Annotated in this window: 9 protein-coding genes and 1 pseudogene; 7 read left to right on the top strand and 3 right to left on the bottom strand. The window is 46.9% G+C overall.

Annotated features, from left to right (window positions below):
* Positions 1 to 62 precede the first annotated feature (62 nt).
* Positions 63 to 674 carry a PEP-CTERM sorting domain-containing protein gene (locus RIC07_RS08140; RefSeq protein ID WP_446394081.1) on the top strand — a complete coding sequence of 204 codons (612 nt, stop codon included), beginning with the start codon at positions 63 to 65 and terminating at the stop codon, positions 672 to 674.
* A gap of 158 nt (positions 675 to 832) precedes the next feature.
* Here RIC07_RS08140 and RIC07_RS08135 read toward each other — a convergent pair.
* A pseudogene (locus RIC07_RS08135) lies at positions 833 to 1,916 on the bottom strand (GTP-binding protein); the annotation flags it as partial.
* Positions 1,917 to 2,052: 136 nt separating this feature from the next.
* Between RIC07_RS08135 and RIC07_RS08130 the strand changes: the two are divergent.
* The 5 genes from RIC07_RS08130 (at position 2,053) to RIC07_RS08110 (ending at position 7,366) form a co-directional block, all read left to right on the top strand.
* Positions 2,053 to 2,241 carry a hypothetical protein gene (locus RIC07_RS08130; RefSeq protein ID WP_446394080.1) on the top strand — a complete coding sequence of 63 codons (189 nt, stop codon included), beginning with the start codon at positions 2,053 to 2,055 and terminating at the stop codon, positions 2,239 to 2,241.
* Between the two features lie 323 nt (positions 2,242 to 2,564).
* Positions 2,565 to 3,482, top strand: coding sequence for a hypothetical protein (locus tag RIC07_RS08125; RefSeq protein WP_446394079.1), 918 nt, complete (start codon positions 2,565 to 2,567; stop codon positions 3,480 to 3,482).
* Entirely contained in the window at positions 3,433 to 4,104 is a 672-nt protein-coding gene (locus RIC07_RS08120; protein WP_446394078.1) for a response regulator transcription factor, read from the top strand. The genes RIC07_RS08125 and RIC07_RS08120 overlap by 50 nt, the downstream gene beginning before the upstream one ends.
* 75 nt (positions 4,105 to 4,179) lie before the next feature.
* Positions 4,180 to 6,084: a CHASE2 domain-containing protein gene (locus RIC07_RS08115; protein ID WP_446394077.1), complete on the top strand. Its 1,905-nt coding sequence runs from the start codon at positions 4,180 to 4,182 to the stop codon at positions 6,082 to 6,084.
* 484 nt (positions 6,085 to 6,568) lie between these two features.
* Complete coding sequence (locus RIC07_RS08110) at positions 6,569 to 7,366, top strand: DUF928 domain-containing protein (RefSeq protein WP_446394076.1); 798 nt, start codon at positions 6,569 to 6,571, stop codon at positions 7,364 to 7,366.
* Between the two features lie 373 nt (positions 7,367 to 7,739).
* On the opposite strand, the gene RIC07_RS08105 is transcribed toward RIC07_RS08110, so the two are convergent.
* Positions 7,740 to 10,418 (bottom strand): CHAT domain-containing protein, encoded by a 2,679-nt coding sequence (locus tag RIC07_RS08105; RefSeq protein ID WP_446394075.1) that lies wholly within the window; start codon positions 10,416 to 10,418, stop codon positions 7,740 to 7,742.
* 799 nt (positions 10,419 to 11,217) lie between these two features.
* Positions 11,218 to 11,649 carry a hypothetical protein gene (locus tag RIC07_RS08100; RefSeq protein WP_446394074.1) on the bottom strand — a complete coding sequence of 144 codons (432 nt, stop codon included), beginning with the start codon at positions 11,647 to 11,649 and terminating at the stop codon, positions 11,218 to 11,220.
* Here RIC07_RS08100 and RIC07_RS08095 point away from each other — a divergent pair.
* Positions 11,648 to 18,031: a two-partner secretion domain-containing protein gene (locus RIC07_RS08095; RefSeq protein WP_446394073.1), complete on the top strand. Its 6,384-nt coding sequence runs from the start codon at positions 11,648 to 11,650 to the stop codon at positions 18,029 to 18,031. The two genes, RIC07_RS08100 and RIC07_RS08095, sit on opposite strands and share 2 nt — an antisense overlap.
* Positions 18,032 to 18,076 lie beyond the last annotated feature (45 nt).

Genomic DNA, 18,076 nt, shown 5'->3' with positions numbered 1-18,076 from the left:
CAAACTACAATGTAGACCCTACTTGCAACCCTAATAAGCAATCATCAAGGATAAGAATATCTATGACCATTTCCGGGATTAAGCCGTTATCCCTAGCAACTGGTGTAGCAATTATTGCTGGGGGAACTATCGGGATAAGTTCTGCACAAGCTACCCAGTTTAATTTTCAATTTTCGTTCAACGACCAAGCAACCGGGACTCCAGTTAGTGGTAACTTTATCTTCGATGACTCAATCGAGCCCATCGTGACACCAAATGGGAGTTTATATAGCAACGCTAGTCAATCCTTCAGGATCAGCGTAGGAGATGAGGTTTTTGCCGGATTATCTAACTCAATTGTCGTAGCCAATGATTTCCAGATGCCGCCTGCACCGACTTTATTTGATGTGATCATCTTTGATGATTTGGCTGATTTCAATCCCCAAAATCCAGCCAATAACACGTTTTTAGGACTTTTTATTTATCCAGCCGATACATTGCCATCTGAGGATTTGCCCTCTACTCTTAGACAGACAGCATTTGCCACCATCACAACACCGACCGGGGTAACTCTAGTTGGGGAGGAAGCTTTCACGTCTGTTACTGCTGTACCTGAACCGACTACAATTTTCGGTTTGCTAGTCGTTGGGGCGTTGGGGGTAACTTCTGTAGTGAAGAAAACATTATTTAAATAGGGACACATATAAAAATCCAGTATTTATAGGATTTGAAAAACTTAATTCCAAGCAAAATCATTGCATTTTCGCTGATTAAGGGCTGCTTGTTTACATCTCAAATAAAAATGCTATATATCAGTGGATTTACTGCCCAAACGAGGAGTTATTGCCTCTAATACAATGTTCGCTTCGGAATCAGGTTTTGTTACTGGACCTGAAGATGGTCGTTTCGTCATTCCCTTTGACCGATGCAAGGCTTTGGACATACGTGCTACATCATCCTGATGCTTGGGAATGATGGACAGAGTAACCACGGGTTCGGGGACAACGATTCCCTCTAGGCAAAGATGGCTTAGAAGATCACACAAAGTATCACCCGAAGCACAATCAACACCAATCAGGGCAATAATATCCCCAGCCGTCGCTTCTGTTATCTCTTGTCGGTGATTGGCGTGCATCCGCACCAGTCGCCCAATTCGCACTCGCTTACCCGTGCGGCTATTTTTGACGGTATCTCCTTGGCATAGCGTACCGGAATAGAGGCGGGTATAAGTAAGCTGTCCCGTATCCTCCTCGGTAATTTTAAACGCCAGTGCTAACAGAGGATTATCAGGATAGCAATCCACCGTCACCGACTCATGGGTTTGAGAGTCAATCGCCTGCACCACTTCCCGTTCATTGGGAGAAGGAAGATAAAGCGCGATCGCATCTAATAGATTCTGCACTCCTTTATTTTTGAATGCTGAACCCATCAGCACTGGGGTTAACTGGAGGCTTAAGGTGGCTTTGCGAATGGTTTCCCACATCAACGCTTGCGGAACCGCCTCCCCTTCCAGCAGCTTCTCCATAATCCCATCAGAGAACATCGACAGACAATCCAGCAGTTTTTCCCGCGCTTCTTGTGCTGGTTCCCGCAGGTTTAAAGGAATCGGCAGAATCAGATGCTGTTCGCCGTTTTCGCCAGCAAAGTAGTGCGCCGTCATCTCAATTAAATCGATGACACCGGAAAAAGTCTGCTCACTACCTGAGATTAATTTGGGTATCGTTCCAGGTGCAAGTTGTCGCGGCTGAGGTGATGGTAATCCCTTTTTCCTCCTCCAATTCCATGAAATCCATTGTGGCACCCGAACCACCTCCCCGAACCTCTTCAATTTTATAAATTCTGCCCGTGTAGAAAAGAATCCGTTCGCTCAACGTAGTTTTACCGGAGTCGATATGGGCAGAAATTCCAATGTTGCGGATATTACTTCGGGGAATCATTTGACTGGCTCCTTGTCTGCCAGGGTGATGGACATTGTGCCGCTTCTGCGGCAATGTCATTAGCGTACTACATAAATACTACAAACTTCAATAAGCTGCCTTTTATGATTTGCGCCACTGTTGGGCGATTCGGAGTATGCAGTATGGTCTGGAAATTGGGCTGGCGGCGCAACAAATGGGACATTCGGCGACGATTCATAGTCAAACGTATCATGCGTGGTTGGCTGACCAACACCATCAGCTAGCCTTTGAGCGGTTGCTGGCTAAACCTGACCGACCTAGACCGCCGCAAGTTAAGTTAGAGGAGGATTTGACCGATTTTTGAATCCTCCTCACTCAAAATGGTGTTTTTTGCAGTTTTCGGCAAAGGGATTGGCAGGATTGTGTCATAGATGAATCCAAAAACGGCAAGCAATTTGGTAAATTTCGGTAGTGGGCGACTGCTCTAAGACTCCTAGTATGGACTTGAAACGCTTTTAAGGCTTAAGTAATCTGCTGTGAGCCAAAAGCACAGCTAACTGTACTGGCATACAATCAGGTAAGGCTTTTCGTCTTTTTGTTCCTGCTATCCCGCTTAAGCAAGGAGTCGGTGCTGCGCTCTCTCTACTCGGGTCTGAATCCACTAATCCAAAAATTGATGATCCCAAAATGGTTGATGTTTCCTATTTTATTGTCTTAGAGAGTATGGTTTTGAGTGCTGGTGCAGCCATCTGTGTGGGGATATTCCTATCCTACTCTAGGGCGCGACGAGCCTTACGATGGTGGGAACGCAGGCGAGGGTTTCAACTGTATTGTGAAACTGAGCGAATTCGTAATGGGTTGTTGCAAGAGTCATTGGCGATGCGTCGCAGCTTAGAGTTATGGCTGGGAGATACTCATGAGATTTCCCTGGAGCATGTCCGAGGCTGGTTAAAGGGGATTGAAAAGTTCCATCATTCTCTGGGACAATTGAGCGATCGCCTATCGCCTCCTTTTGTTGAGGAAAGTTTGCCCCTAGCCATACAGTATTTGCTCGAACTGTGGCAAACTTACAATCCCCAGCTTAACATTCAGATGGAACTGCCGGGGGATTGGCAGGATGAGTCTCCTGAGTGCTCTCGAGTGATTTTAATCGCCTTAGACGAATTACTGCGAATTACGTTATCCCAAGGGGGTACATCCCGTTGGAGCAATGACACCGACACCAGATGCGTACTCAGAGGGTTTCAACAATGCCAGACTGAAAAAATTGGTATGCTTCCCTCAGAGGTTTCCACCCAACTATCCATTCATGTCCGCTTAACGAAACAGGGGAAGTTCAGTGATATTAGAGTTCAACTCTCTTATCCTCATGAATCAACAGTAGTCTGTCCATCTACTCTTAAAGATTTGGACTATCTTAAGGAAGCTTTTCACTTTGTCACCGGAGGACAGTGCTTTTATAAGAGAAAGGAGTTGATGGTAACGTGGCACTTCCGTTGGCGATCGCCCCAACCTCAGCTCCCCAAAGTAACCCTAGACTGCGACGGATTTGAATATGAGTCTAAATTCACCAAAGCGAGTCAAGTCAAAAATTCTCGTGGTTGATGATCACGAAGCCGTCTTGGATGGAACTGTGAATCTGCTCACAAAGCAGTACCCAGAAGCAGACGTGCTCACCGCTCAAACCGCACGAGGCGCTCAACAACAAGTGGAGGGCGCTCAACCTGATTTGGCGATTCTGGATCTTTCTATTCCAGAGCAACCTGGAGACATGGCGCGAACGGAGACAGGGATTCAACTGTTGAGAACGTTGATGGAGCAGTATCCTACCCTGAATATTGTGGTTCAAAGCGCTCATGTCCGCTCACTGGTGCGTCTCAAACCGGCGATCGCGACTCATGAAGGGGGTTTTACGATTGTAGACAAAAGTCTGCCGCTTAAGGAAATGTTAACTAAGGTTGATTGGGCGCTTCAGGGAGTGGTTTACACGCCAAAAGAGATGCGAACGGGGTTGGAAGTTAAACCGGAATGGTTGGAACTGTTGACCTTAGCTTTTCAAGAAGGTTTACAAGATAAAGCGATCGCTCAGCAAATGAATGTTGCTGAACGCACCGTGCGTCATTATTGGACGAAGGTTCAAGACGCTTTGGGCGTTTATCCGGAACCGGGGAAAAATATTCGGATTCAAACCCAGATGCGTGCCAAAGAGGAAGGTTTAATTGATTAGTTATTAGTCATTGATCATTTGTCCTTTGTCATTATTGCCTATTTCCGGTTAAGAGTTCTTTATTCCCTGTTCCTTGTGCAGCGTAACCTTTGGCAGAAAATTCAAGCGGAACTTGCCATCTGGCGGGTTGGGGCTTTGCCAGGATTGATTATTATTGGACTGGTCATGCTGGCTCGTCTGACGGGTTCGCTGCAATTTTTGGAATGGGTGGTGCTGGATAATTTTCTGCGGCTGCGTCCGGCTGAACCTATGGATGAACGAATTGTTATTGTCGGGATTGATGAAGGAGATATTCAGCAGGTAGGAACCTATCCTATACCTGATCAAGATATTGCTGAACTCCTGAGACTATTACAGAACTATCAACCGAATGTGATTGGTCTGGATATCTTTAGAGACTTACCGGTTGAGCCAGGTCACGCTAAACTGGTTGAAGTATTTAGAGAGAGCAAAAACTTAATTGCGATTGAGAAAGCGTTGCGCGATCGCGAGGGGTTTACTGTTAGTCCACCACCCGATTTGCCTCCTGATCAAGCTGGATTTGCTGATGCGGTTCTGGATAGGGATGGTTATCTCAGACGCAGCCTGCTTCGCATTTCTACTCCCCAGGGAGAGCGTAAGTTGTCTTTGACGCTACGTCTGGCTCAAACCTATTTATCTAGTCAAGGAATTCCCCTAGAACCGGGGATTCGTGACCCAATGGCTATCCGGTTTGGTTCCACTGAACTGACTCGGTTTCAACCCAATTCTGGGGGATATGTGAGAGCCGATGCTGGCGGAAATCAGATTTTGCTCAATTTTCGCAGTGGTCGAGAACCGTTTAGAGTGATCTCACTTAATGATATCAAAAGTGGACATGTTGATCCCAACTGGATTCGCGATCGCATCGTCTTAGTTGGTATAACGGCTGCCAGTGTTAAAGATATCGTAAATTCGGCGGCGATTACGGGTGTTAACCCTAAACTGGTTTATGGAGCGGAAATTCAAGCTCATGCGGTGAGTCAAATTATCAGTGCTGTTCTGGATGGGCGTCCCCTTTTACAGGTTTGGTCAGATGGATGGGAATATTTGTGGATTTTTGCCTGGGGGGTTTTCGGTATTAGTCTGGGTCGGCTATTTCAATCCCCTTTAAAGATTTTGGTGGGATTGGGGATGGCTAGTATTGGACTAACGGGTATTTGTTATTTCGGGTTGATTTTAGGGTGGTGGATTCCCCTGGTTCCGGCAATTCTTCCTCTTGTTTTTAATGGTGCTGGACTCACCGCTGGGTTATTCTATCGACATCAACAGGATTTGAGGTTACGACTGCAAGAGCGACAATTTATTATTGACCATACATTTGATACGATTCATAATGGACCCTTGCAAAGACTGGCGCGGATTTTAAGCACGGCTCAAGAAAACCATTTATACTCCGAACTGTTGTTATCTGAACTGAAACAGTTGAACCAAGAAATTCGCACCGTCTATGAATCCGTTCGCCGAGAAACGTTAACCCAAGGTGAAAATATTTATCTAGGAGGTAATTTGGAATTAGATTTACATGCACCAATTCATGAGATTCTCTATCAAGTTTATGATAATACGATAACTCGTGATTTTCCTTGTTTTCAAACCATTAAAGTTAAAATTAATAAATTTGAACCTCTAGAAAGTCGATATTTAAGCCTCGACCAAAAGCGGGGGTTGTGCCGATTTTTAGAAGAAGCGTTGTGTAATGTAGGGAAATACGCTGTTGGGATGACTCGTCTGAGTGTAATTTGCACCCAAGAGAACGGTGAGAATGTTCTTCGCATTATCGATAATGGCGTGGGTTTAGACGCATTATCTGATAACTTAGATCAATGGCGAGGTCGGGGAACGCAGCAGGCAAAAAATCTGGCTCGACAACTGCGAGGAACGTTTCGGCGGTTTCCTAATTCTCCCAAAGGAACCGTTTGTGAATTAACCTGGTCTGTGGCAAAAGCGTGGTTCTGGTAATGTTGAGGAAGTCATACCCTTTGAGTTTAAAAAAAGATACATAACCTGTTAAGTGTTATTCGTCAAAACAATTCAAAAAAGGTCGTTGGTAAAGGTTTTAGCCCTATTTACTTAACGTAAGTTAATATAAATCGTCAACTTTTCCTGAACTTTCCTGAACTTTCCTGAACATTTCCTGAACTTTCATCGATAAAATTATCCGAGATTAGGGTAACGTTGTTCCAGACGTAGCATGCTACGTCTCTACAGCCTTATCCTGTTGGGGTTAAATATCCTGAAACAAATGGCTGAAACAATGGAGTTTAAAGGGTTACAATTTTGGGCAATCATCAAGACAAGACAGGCTATGTAGTTTTCAGCCAGGACAATAACAGGATTTTGTGATCAAACCATCCCAATTCTGTCATCAGGTTTACACTTATAGGCATGAGATGCTCAGTTTTTGGATTGTATGCTGTAAATAAAGCGTTAAATAGCTAAGACAATGATACAAATTTTATGGCGGCTAACAAAACAATTTAATGGTAAACTCTTAATCAGTGCTTTTCTCAGTTTGTCATTGATACTAGGCGGTGTCGCGTTCGCTGATGATAAAAACGGAGAGGGCGCACCTGATCCAACCCATACCGGTTCAACGGGTGGACGACTATACCAACCTCCTGCTGATCTGCTGTCGCCCTTTGAGGATGGTTCAGAAGGGAGAAGAGGCGGTTGTACGGGTGATGCACAAATAAGTTTAACAGCCCTTGCCCCTCAAAGCCATCTGGGACAAACGGCTTCTACTCATCCCACCTTCGCTTGGTTTGTTCCGGATGCTCAACCTTATGAGATAATCTTTCAACTCTATGAATATGGGTCAAGTGGGAGTCGTAACGTAATCCAGGAAATTCCGCTACAAAGTTCTCCGGGAATCATGACATTATCGTTACCAAAGGATAAACCTGGTTTATCTGTTGGACAAAGATACGGTTGGAGAGTTGTGCTTCTGTGCAACCCGAACTCCCCCTCTAGCGCTTTAGTGGCGGGGGCGGATATTGATGTTGTCCAGACGCCAGGGACGTTTTCTGATAGTATTGATCCTCTAGAAAGAGCGAAGCAATATGCTGAAGCAGGGTTGTGGTATGATGCATTGGCGGAAGTTTTAGCGTCGGGAAATGAGGCAAGTATTTTACTTGAAGATTTACTTAAGGATTTAGCTGAGTTAGAAAATTTACAAGCGGCAGAAAATGGCAGTGAACAGAGTCAGCGATTGACACAAGTTGTTGAAGAATTACGCAGGTAATTGTTGATTGTTGATTGGTCATTGGTAGGGGTGTAGGGGTGTAGGGGTGTAGGGGTGTAGGGGTGTAGGGGTGTAGGGGTGTAGGGTGTAGGGGTGTAGGGTGTAGGGGTGTAGGGTGTAGGGTGTAGGGGTGTAGGGTGTAGGGGTGTAGGGGTGTAGGGTGTAGGGTGTAGGGGTGTAGGGGTGTAGGGTGTAGGGGTGTAGCCATGCTAACTTAAACCGCCTTGGGTTTAAACCCAAGGCTAAAAGCTCAAGTCAGCTAAAGCTGACTACATCTCCAGTTTAAGTCCATTTAAACGGATTTAAGCTCTTAGCAAAGAACTTGAGTTATTGGCTGATGCTGGAACTTACTGCTCAAAATGCAAGACCTCAGTTATAACCAATTGCCAATCAGAATAAAAGCCGCCCAATAAGCCGGATGAGTCGTTCTTCCCCCAGCTTCAATTAACGAAATTTGAGCTATGCGAAGTGCCTCGGCTTTACTGATGCTAGAATCGCGTAAGTTGGCATAAAAATCCGTGGCAATTTGGGCAGTTGTAGCATCATCAATAAACCAAAGAGAAGCTAAAGCACTTCTGGCACCAGCTTGCACCGCGACACCCGCTAAACCTAAGGCGGCGCGGTCATCTCCAGCAGCAGTTTGGCAGGCGGTTAGGGTGAGGAGTTCTACGGGTTCAGAACGGCGGGAAACTGTCCGCAGCTTTCTATCCAGTTCGGTAATGGTGAGTTTTTCATTGTTTCCTGTGACGATAAATGTGTTTTCGGGATCACCACCAAATTCACCGTGGGTGGCGATATGTAGGATGGGGTAAACGGTTTGGTTTAATTCCTGTTGTAAGCGAGTTGATGTGAAGTCTTCATCTAGTAATCCTTTACTTCTAGGGAGTAGTGTTTTTACCTGATTAATTTCCCAGGAAACATTCGGTAAAGGGGGAAATTCGCGACCCTCGATAATCGCGGGTTGGGTTAATCCTAAGGCTAATGCTAGGAGGTCTTCGCGGTTGAGGGTTTTGGGGTCAGTTAGGGTTAGGGTTGGTGTAGTGGCAATGGCATACTTTTGGACTAAAAATTTCTCGCCATCGTGGAGGGCTGCCATGGGAATACTGCGTAGGATACCATCTTGAATGAAGATTAGGGTTTTGATGTTGGCTTGGTCTAAATCGGCGGCAAAGGGGCGAATAATCCAGTCATAAAGTTTCTGGGCGGGTTGGGGGTTATAGGTTCTAAAAAAGCTTTCGAGTCCGCGACGAAAGGTATTGATGTCTTGTCTGAGGGTTTCGCGGTCAATGTTTATCCAGGTGAGTCGTTTTTCACCGTTGGGAAAACTGGCGATAATTGCGGTGCGGTCTGGTAAAATGATGGAACTAAAGACGGCAGTGGCGGTGTTTTCTCCGACTAAATCTACTCGTTCTTGGTTGAAGGCGGTTAAGACACAATCGCCGCCGAAATAGTCTTGAAGTTCGGCTAATTTGAGGGAGTCAACGGTGTTGAGAACAGAGGTGAGGGTTTTGGTTTTCTCAGCCGGTGGGGTTGAGGAGAGGGAGGCGCGTTCTAATCTGAGTTCGATGAGTTGTCGGTAAAGGGGATCAACGGTATCGCGAAAGTCGAATTGGATGTCGCGATTGGCGAGGAGAATATCACCTCGGATACTTTCTAAGGTTGCGATCGCGCGATCATACGTTTCAATGGCTTGAGTTGGGTTTCCTTGGGCATTATACAGGCGTGCGGCTTGCCATTCCCACAGATAGAGGCTATCTTTAGCAAGCAGGTCTTGGTCGGCGGCTAATCGGGCTTGTTGGGTCAAGTCGAGGGCTTGGGAGTAGTCTTGACGACATTCGTAGAAATGACCGAGTTCACCGAGGGCAAAGGATTGGGCGCGATTGTCTTGGAGGCGTTGGGCGATGGCGACGGCTTGTTGCAGGAGGTGTAAGGTTTGGTTGGGGGATTCTGGGGTGACGCATTGGGTTGTCGCGTTTGTGTCTCCTTGAGTCAGGATGTGGGCTAAATCGATCGCCCCATAGACTTTATCACGGGAATCGGGTAGGGTGTCTAGGAGGGAGAGGGCTTGTTCGAGGGCGTGGCGGGTAGACTGGGTGCGGTATTCTGGGGTAATGGCATTGAGGAGCGATCGCAGTTGTCCCAGGGGATTGTTCTGGGTTTGGGCGAGATTGAGGCTGGTTTGAAAGACGGTGAGGGCTTCGCTGTCGTAGTTTAATGCTTGTTTTTTGAGTTTATCGGCTTCGATGGTATCGCCGCGAATGGTTGCAGAGTTGGCGCGGCGATAATGGATATTGGCAAGGCTGAGGTAGGTATTTCCCAAACGAGTTAGGGTTGAGGTTTGATAGGCGATATTACCCATTTCTGTTGCCAAATTTAAGCTGGCTTGCAGATAGGTGAGGGCGCTTTTGTAGTCGCCTCGTCGCCGCAACGCTTCACCTAAACTCCCTAAGGCGGCGGCTTCGGTGAGTTTGTCTTGGCTGGTACGGGCAAGGGTTAAAGCGCTATCAGGGGTACAGTCGTTCGGGGAGGGATTACATAAAAGTGCGATCGCGGTTCTGGGTTGTCCTATATTAGTATAAGTTTGGGCTTTTTCGACGAGAAGCCGCGCCACTTGGGGGGTATCAGCGATTTGGCGATAATAGGCGATCGCATTTTCCCAATAGGTGAGGGCTTTTTCGCTTTGGTTGAGGTGTTGATAGGCGCGGGCGAGGTTTTCTTGAACTATGGCGGCGCTGGCTCTTTTGTTGGTGTCTTGGTAGTGGGTTAAGGCGGTTTGCCAAGGTTCGATGGCGCCGTAAACATCACCGTTTTTGTAGCGTTGGATACCTTGTTCGACGAGTTGATTAGGATTAAGTGTTTGGGCGGTGGCGATGGGGCTAAATTGGAGGGGGGTAAGGGTTAAGGAAACCTGACTTAGACTCAAACTGAAAGTAAGACTACACAGGAATAGAACCAGGAGAAAGGGGCGGATTTTGAATCGGCGGTGTTGGCTTTTCATTTCGTTCGTTCGTTTGTAGTTGCGCTTTAGCGCCATAAACGTTGAAACACTCATGACAAACTCGTAAGAAGCGCTGAACTCAAGTTCTGGCTCAAAGCTCAAACCCGTTGAAACGGGTTCAAAGCCTTCAATTTATTTAGTAAGCTCGATTCTTACTTTAGCTTTCAGCCGGAAATTGATTTCCCGGCGTCCAAGTAAGAAGCGCTGAACTCAAGTTCTGGCTCAAAGCTCAAACCTGTTGAAACGGGTTCAAAGCCTTTAATTTAGTAAGCTCGATTCTTACTTTAGCTTTCAGCCGGAAATTGATTTCCCGGCGTCCAAGTAAGAAGCCCTGAACTCAAGTTCTGGCTCAAAGCTCAAACCCGTTGAAACGGGTTCAAAGCCTTTAATCTAGTAAGCTCGATTCTTACTTTAGCTTTCAGCCGGAAATTGATTTCCCGGCGTCCAAGTCCAAGTAAGAAGCGCTGAACTCAAGTTCAGGCTCAAAGCTTAAACCCGTTGAAACGGGTTCAAAGCCTTCAATTTAGTAAGCTCGATTCTTACTTTAGCTTTCAGCCGGAAATTGATTTCCCGGCGTCCAAGTTAGTGACCGTCGGATTAACTTTAATTCTAATCGGTTTCCGGTTGTTCTCCAATTGAGTTAATTTTTGTTGCTAAAACTTGCTTTTTTGCCTCCTGGTTTGCCTCGTTCCCAGTTCTGAGAAGGGAATGAGCTTAGAGAGACTCCGCCTCTTATAATAACCACTCTTCGAGAGCATTTCCTAGAGGGATGCTGGAACCGAGAAAGAGAAAAACAGTAACGTAAGCTACAAAACAATCCTTTGAATAACCCAGGGTGGCTTTTGTCGAGAGGTTATCGATAGATACCCTTTCCGATTGTTCCAGACATTTCCGACAACATCTGAAGGTTTTTTCCTGTCGCCATGCAGTTTTCGGCAATACCCCTGGCGTAATTGTGCAACCCACTTGTCAGAATTCGGCAATCCAGCTTGCACTTAAGTGCATCACAGGTTCCGTCGCTTTCTGGTATTTTGGGAAATAAGGCTAGAAAACTATCAAATTTACTGGCATAATTGGTATCAAGTCTTGGGGTTTGCCAAGATTTTATTCGGGAAATTTTTGTCATATTTGATACCAAATTTATGATTAGGTTGGAATTCAGACGTAGCATCCCGATTTTGCCAGATTCGTAGGGGCGCACCGACGTGCGCCCTGACACCGACGTGCGCCCGATAAACATCAAAACCCGATGGCTTAATTCATTACTACAGGAGACATTTGCCATGATCAAAATAAACAAATTGGCTGGGCGTTGGCAGTCGTTTATCATTGGCACTGTCGGATTAATCGGCACACTGGTAACCGGGGGAAATGAAGCAGTCTTCGCCCAGGTGATACCGGATGATACCCTGGGGGCGGAAAGTTCCGTGGTTAACCCCGATGCAATAATTCGGGACATACTCAGCAACAGAATTGAGGGGGGCGCCACTCGCGGCGCGAATCTGTTTCATAGTTTCATAGAGTTTAATGTCGCCGAAGGGAGAGGGATTTATTTTGCTAATCCGGATGGGATTGAAAATATCCTGTCACGGGTTACGGGGGATAATGTCTCTAATATATTGGGCAGGTTAGGGGTATTAGGTGAAGCGAATCTATTTTTACTCAATCCCAATGGGATTTTATTTGGTGAAAATGCCAGTTTAGATATAGAAGGTTCCTTTGTCGCCACCACAGCATCAGGGATAGAGTTGGGTGAGGATGGAGTTTTTAGTGCCACTCAACCTCGCAGTAGTCGTTTACTCTCGGTGAGTCCTGGGGCGCTATTTTATAATGCTGTAGAAGCGGCGGGGGGTAAGATTACGAATCGGGGGAATTTAACCACGGGGCGAAATCTGACCTTAGATGGGGAGAATCTGGATTTACAGGGACAGTTACGTTCGGGTAGCGATTTAACTCTTTTTGCACAGGATAATGTGAAAGTGCGGGATAGTGTGGCGACACCGTTTTTGGCACAAGCAGGTGGAAATCTGACGATTCAAGGGAATGGTGGTATTGATATTTGGGCGCTGAATCATCCGACACAGACACCGTTTGTGAGTGGAGGGGATTTAAGCTTAAGGAGTGATGGAATTATTTCTGGGGATGCTCGTTTTGCCAGTGGTGGCAGTTTTTTGATTCAAAGTGTATCGGGGGGACTGGCAAATTTTGTCAGCCTTAATGACCCGATTATTAGTGCTACTGGGAATGTGGATGTTGTGGGTGAGTATACAGGCGCATCGCTGTTAGTGGAAGCAACGGGTAATATTCGATTTCAGGGTGGTATCAATATTACTGGACCTGATACGAGTGAATTACCGGATGGACCGGATACGGAAACACTGAGTACGAGTACAGCTTTAATTGTGCGATCGGGGCAGGATGCTTTGGCTTATGGGGGGGTTAATTCCGGTTCAGTACCTGCTTATAGTACGACAGATGTGCCAGAGGGAATTACGATTGGTGGAGATGTTGTTTTACAGCCGTTTAATGGGGTTGGGGGAATAGTTAATCTGGAAGCGGCGTCGGGGAATGTGAGTATCCAAGGAGTTACCACTAATGGTGGCGCAATTGATATTTACAGTGCGGGAGAAATCACTACCAACGGACAAACTTTAGACAGTAGGAATGGCATGAATGATGGAGGCGAAATTCGCCTTGAAGCGAGTAACGGCAGTATTTATACTGGCATGTTGCGATCTAACTCGTCCTCTTTTTTCCAAGCCGGAAATGGGGGGGGTATTCGTCTTGAAAGCAGCGATGGAATTCATATCAGAGGTTCGTTGTTCTCATCTTCGTGGTCTTTTTTAGGTAATGCCGGACATGGGGGAGATATTAACCTTAGTGCCACTAATGATATCACTATTACCGATGATTTATACGCTAATTCTAGTTCTTTTAATAGTACAAGCAATGGAGGCAAAATTAGCATTTTTACGGCAAACGGCAGCATTTCAGTCGGCAATTTGCGTTCTAATTCATACTCTTTTGTCACAGGGGGAAATGGAGGAGATATTAACCTTAGTGCCGCTAAAGATATTACGACAGGAGGGCTATTCTCCGAAGCAGGAGGAGCTGGTAATGGTGGAAACATCACCCTCACTAGCACGGCGGGAGAGATTGACGCCACCAGGGGAAATGTCATGTCTCAAATTCGGGATGATTCGGGTGGCACCGGTAATGCCGGAACCATTATTTTCACGGCTAGAGGTGATATTCGCACGGCTAACTTAAACGCGAGTGCTGAATTGGGAAATGGCTCACTTATCCAGCTTACCAGTACGAATGGAGCAATTGACACCACTAGGGGATTTTTAGCAACTGATTCCAGAAGTGGCAATGCTGGTGAGGTTAAACTTAATGCTTTTGACAACATCACAACAGGTCGCATAAACTCTTTCTCCCGTGGTTCTGGCAACGGCGGTGCAATTAGCATTATTACTACCAGCGGTAACATTTTCACAAATACCTTGAATTCTAGATCTATTTCTTCTGGCAGTACAGGAAATGGGGGGACTATTCGCCTTGAAAGCGGCGATGAAATTCATATCAGAAGTTCGTTGTTTTCTGACTCGTGGTCTAATTCGGGTAATGCAGGTAATGGGGGAAATATTAACCTCAGTGCCGCTAACGATATCACTATCGATGATCATGCATACGCTTACTCGCTCTCTTTTGATGGGACAGCAGCCAATGGAGGCACAATTAGCCTCGTCAGTGCCAACGGCAACGTTTCCACTGGCAGTTTGAGTTCTGACTCACGCTCTGATTCTGAGAGTGCCGCAAATGGAGGCGCGATTAATATTAGCGCCACCAACGGCAGCATTTCCTCCACGGGTTATTTGTTATCTGCCTCGAATTCTAATTCTGGCGTTGGGGGAAATGGAGGCGCGATTACCCTTGAAGCTGGCAAAGATATCACAATCGCGCGTGATGTCAATGCTCGCTCAAACTCTAGTTATGGCAACGCAGGAGATGGAGGAACAATTCGCATTGATGCTGGCAACAACATTAATATCGCTGATAGTGTAAACTCGTTCTCGTCTTCGGAATCTGGGAATGCTGGCAATGGGGGAGCTATTCGCATTGAAGCCGCCAATGACATCAAAATCGCGCGTGATATCAGTGCTCGATCAATCTCTGATTATGGTAACGCAGGAGATGGGGGTCTGATTAGCTTATTAGCCACCAATGGCAACATTTCCACAGGTGGTTTTAATTCCTCCTCTTATTCTGAATTGGGTCTGGCAGGAAATGGAAGCGAGATAAGCCTTAAAGCCCCTAATGGCAACATTTTCACTAGCTTCTTGTCATCTTACTCGCGCTCTTTGTCTGCTGGTAGCGGGGGAAATGGCGGAGGGATTCACCTTGAAGCTGGCAACAGCATTAATATCGATAGGGCACGCTCGTTTTCTTCCAATGATGCTAATGCTGGTCAAGCTGGAAAAGGGGGTACAATAAACCTTGAAGCCACCGAAGATATCAATATTGCTGACAGGTTGGAATCTTACTCGCGCTCTGTTGGCGGCATAGCGGTGAACGGAGGTACGATTCACGTTAGTTCCAGCAATGGTAACATTGCTACAGGTTATATAGACTCTAGCTCACTCTCATTTTTCAGAGCAGGAAATGGGGGAGATATTTCCCTCATCGCTAGAGGTGGAGATATTATAGGAGATTCTTCTAACTCATTTTTGTATTCTTATTCCTTTGCCTTACCTGAAGGAGAAGCAGGAAGCGGCGGCAACGTGACCCTAGAAGCTCAAAACAATTTAACAAACCTAGAAATCCTAACCCCATCGCCTACGTCATCGGGAGATGTTGTGATTAATGGGTTTGATAATTTATCCGTTACTAATACCCGAATTCTCACTAGCAAGCTGGTGAAAGTGGACGTGGAAGTACCCTTTTCTACGACGCCTATAATCTTGGATTCTACGACGCCTATAATCTTGGATGTTGGGGGTCAAGGACAATCCGGCGATGTCACTGTCACCAGTTCCGGCAATCTTACATTCAATAGTAGTTCTATTGAAAGTGACACTCACGGTAGCGGAAGAGCCGGCAATGTAACCGTAAGCAGCCTAGGTCTAATCACATTCAATAATAGTCAAATTATTAGTAATACCAGCAACATCGGAGATGCCGGAGATATCGCCGTCGATGCCGGAGGTGGCATAACGTTCCAAGGTTTGTATTCCTACCAAGGCGAATCTCAACGCGGCGGACTCTTTGCTGGAACCACTAACCAAGGATTTGCCGGAAATATTACCCTCACCACCCCAGAATTAAACCTGCAAAACGGTGCCAACATCGCCACCACTACAGCAAGTTCTGGCGATGCCGGAAGTATTATCCTTCAATCCCACCCCAACACAAACAACCTCAATATTAACCTGGAAGAGGATACTTCAATTTCTGCCTCCACCTCTAACGAAGGAACCGGGGGCAACTTAAGGATTATAGCTCCCGACTCCGTAACGATTCAGGGAGAAGGAAACATTACCACAGAAACCACAGACGCTGGAAAAGCTGGCAACATTGAGATTACCAGCACAAATTTAGACATCCAACAAACCCAACTGTCCACCTCAACCACAGGAACTGGAAACGCGGGAGACATTACTCTAGACACATCCACCTTAACCGTTGCCAGGGGAGCAGAAATCTTTGCTTTAACCAATGGCAGTGGCGATAGTGGCACAATTACCGTCAATGCTACCACTGCGGTGAACCTCGGCATTGGTGTCAATGATTTTTCCCCAGTTCTGTCTGTCGAAACGAGTAATGCTGGCAAAGCCGGAAGTATTATTATCAATACCCCAACCTTAACCCTCTCCGACACCGCCCGCATAACCGCCACCGCCACCAATACCGCCACCAATACCGAAGGCGGTGGTAGTATCAGCTTAAACGCCTCCACAATGAATTTAGCCGGAATCGTGGGCGTCTTTGCCGAAACCCAAGGACAAACCCCCGCCGGAACCTTAACCCTGAAGCCCTATCAGGATCAATCTACCCTCAACCTAACCTTAGCGCCCCAATCCCGAATCTCTGCATCCACATCTGGCAGTGGTAAAGGCGGAAACTTAGAAGTAAGCGCACCCGAAGCCATCACCATTCGCGGACAAGGAGAACTTGCCGTAGAAACCACAGGTGAGGGTGCTGCTGGAAACCTCACCATTGATACCCAACGACTCACCATTGCAGACGGTGCCTCTATCTCGGCATCCACCTCTTCCCCCAACCCCTCCGGAGTCGGCGGTAATATCACCATCAACGCCACCGAATCCTTCAACCTCACCAACCAAGCCAGTTTACTCGCCCAATCTACAGGCGCCGCCAAAGCTGGCAACGTTACCATTAACACCGAACAACTAACCGCCGAAAACGGTTCCATCACCACCAGCGCCACTGCCACCAGCTTAGGAGAAGGTGGTAGTATTAATGTCAATGCCTCTCAAATCAACCTCAAAGGCACAGAAATAGGTTTATTAGCCGAAACCGAAGGCGTCGCCCCCGCTGGTGCATTAACCCTGCAACCCTTTGAAAATGGACAGAATTTAACCATTAATCTTCAAGATAACGCCAAAATCTCCGCTGCCACTTCTGGTAGTGGTGAAGGGGGAAGCTTAAGCGTCACCGCACCGGAATCTATCACCATTCGCGGACAAGGACAACTTTCGGTGGAAACCACTGGTGATGGTGCCGCCGGAGATCTCACCATTGACACCCAAAATCTCACCATTACTGACGGTGCAACTATCTCAGCCTCCACCGACTCCGCCAACCCAGACGGCTTAGGCGGTAGTCTAACCATCAACGCCACCGAATCCTTCACCCTCACCAACCAAGCCCGTTTACTCGCCCAATCCACAGGTGCCGCCCCGGCTGGCACTATCACAGTAGACACTGGACAACTCACCGCCAACAATGGCTCAATTGAAACCTCGGCAACTCAATCAGCAGGCGGTGCAATTACCATCACCGCTTCTGACATCCGCCTATTTGGTGACAGTGACATCAGAACCGATGTCGCCTCTGGAGTCGGCGGTGGTGGTAATATTACCCTAACTGCCGACACCATCCTGGCATTTGCCGATAGCGATATCCTGGCATTCGCCCAAGATGGCAAAGGCGGCGATATCACCTTTAATACTCCCGTATTCTTCGGTTTTGCCTATGCTCCGGCACCCAAAGGCACTGATCCTGATACCCTGGATCATAATGACCGAGTGGATATCAATGCCACCGGTGCAGTGGAAGGCGTGATTACCCTACCCGACGACAGCGCGGTTCGCAACAGCCTCACCCCCTTATCGACTAATCAAATCGATACCGACAAACTAATTGCCGAAAGCTGCATCGCCCGTCGCCATGAACCGCAACGGGGTAGCTTCTTTATCACGGGTACGGGGGGTATTCCGTTTCGTCCTGGGGATCTTTACGATACACCCTATCAGACCGGGACGGTGCGGTCTATTCCTAGTGAGGGAGATGGGGAAGCTGGGGGAGAATTTTCGTCCTCAACTCGTCGCCCTTGGAAAATCGGTGATCCGATTATTGAACCCACGGGGATATATCGATTAGCCAATGGGAAAGTGATCATGAGTCGTTTATGTGGGGAGTAACGGTAAAAGGGTAGTGGTTGGGCGCACCTGATTTGATGAATTCCG

The sequence above is a fragment of the Coleofasciculus sp. E1-EBD-02 genome, assembly GCF_040218245.1.
Taxonomy (GTDB): domain Bacteria; phylum Cyanobacteriota; class Cyanobacteriia; order Cyanobacteriales; family Coleofasciculaceae; genus Coleofasciculus.
This window is presented reverse-complemented; position numbering and strand designations above follow the sequence as displayed.

What these genes read in the sequence shown, in the direction of transcription:
- RIC07_RS08140 (WP_446394081.1), top strand. Translation starts at nt 63, where the DNA reads ATGACCATTTCCGGGATTAAGCCGTTATCCCTAGCAACTGGTGTAGCA.
- RIC07_RS08130 (WP_446394080.1), top strand. Translation starts at nt 2,053, where the DNA reads ATGCAGTATGGTCTGGAAATTGGGCTGGCGGCGCAACAAATGGGACAT.
- RIC07_RS08125 (WP_446394079.1), top strand. Translation starts at nt 2,565, where the DNA reads ATGGTTGATGTTTCCTATTTTATTGTCTTAGAGAGTATGGTTTTGAGT.
- RIC07_RS08120 (WP_446394078.1), top strand. Translation starts at nt 3,433, where the DNA reads ATGAGTCTAAATTCACCAAAGCGAGTCAAGTCAAAAATTCTCGTGGTT.
- RIC07_RS08110 (WP_446394076.1), top strand. Translation starts at nt 6,569, where the DNA reads ATGATACAAATTTTATGGCGGCTAACAAAACAATTTAATGGTAAACTC.
- RIC07_RS08105 (WP_446394075.1), bottom strand. Translation starts at nt 10,418, where the DNA reads ATGAGTGTTTCAACGTTTATGGCGCTAAAGCGCAACTACAAACGAACG.
- RIC07_RS08095 (WP_446394073.1), top strand. Translation starts at nt 11,648, where the DNA reads ATGATCAAAATAAACAAATTGGCTGGGCGTTGGCAGTCGTTTATCATT.
- RIC07_RS08100 (WP_446394074.1), bottom strand. Translation starts at nt 11,649, where the DNA reads ATGGCAAATGTCTCCTGTAGTAATGAATTAAGCCATCGGGTTTTGATG.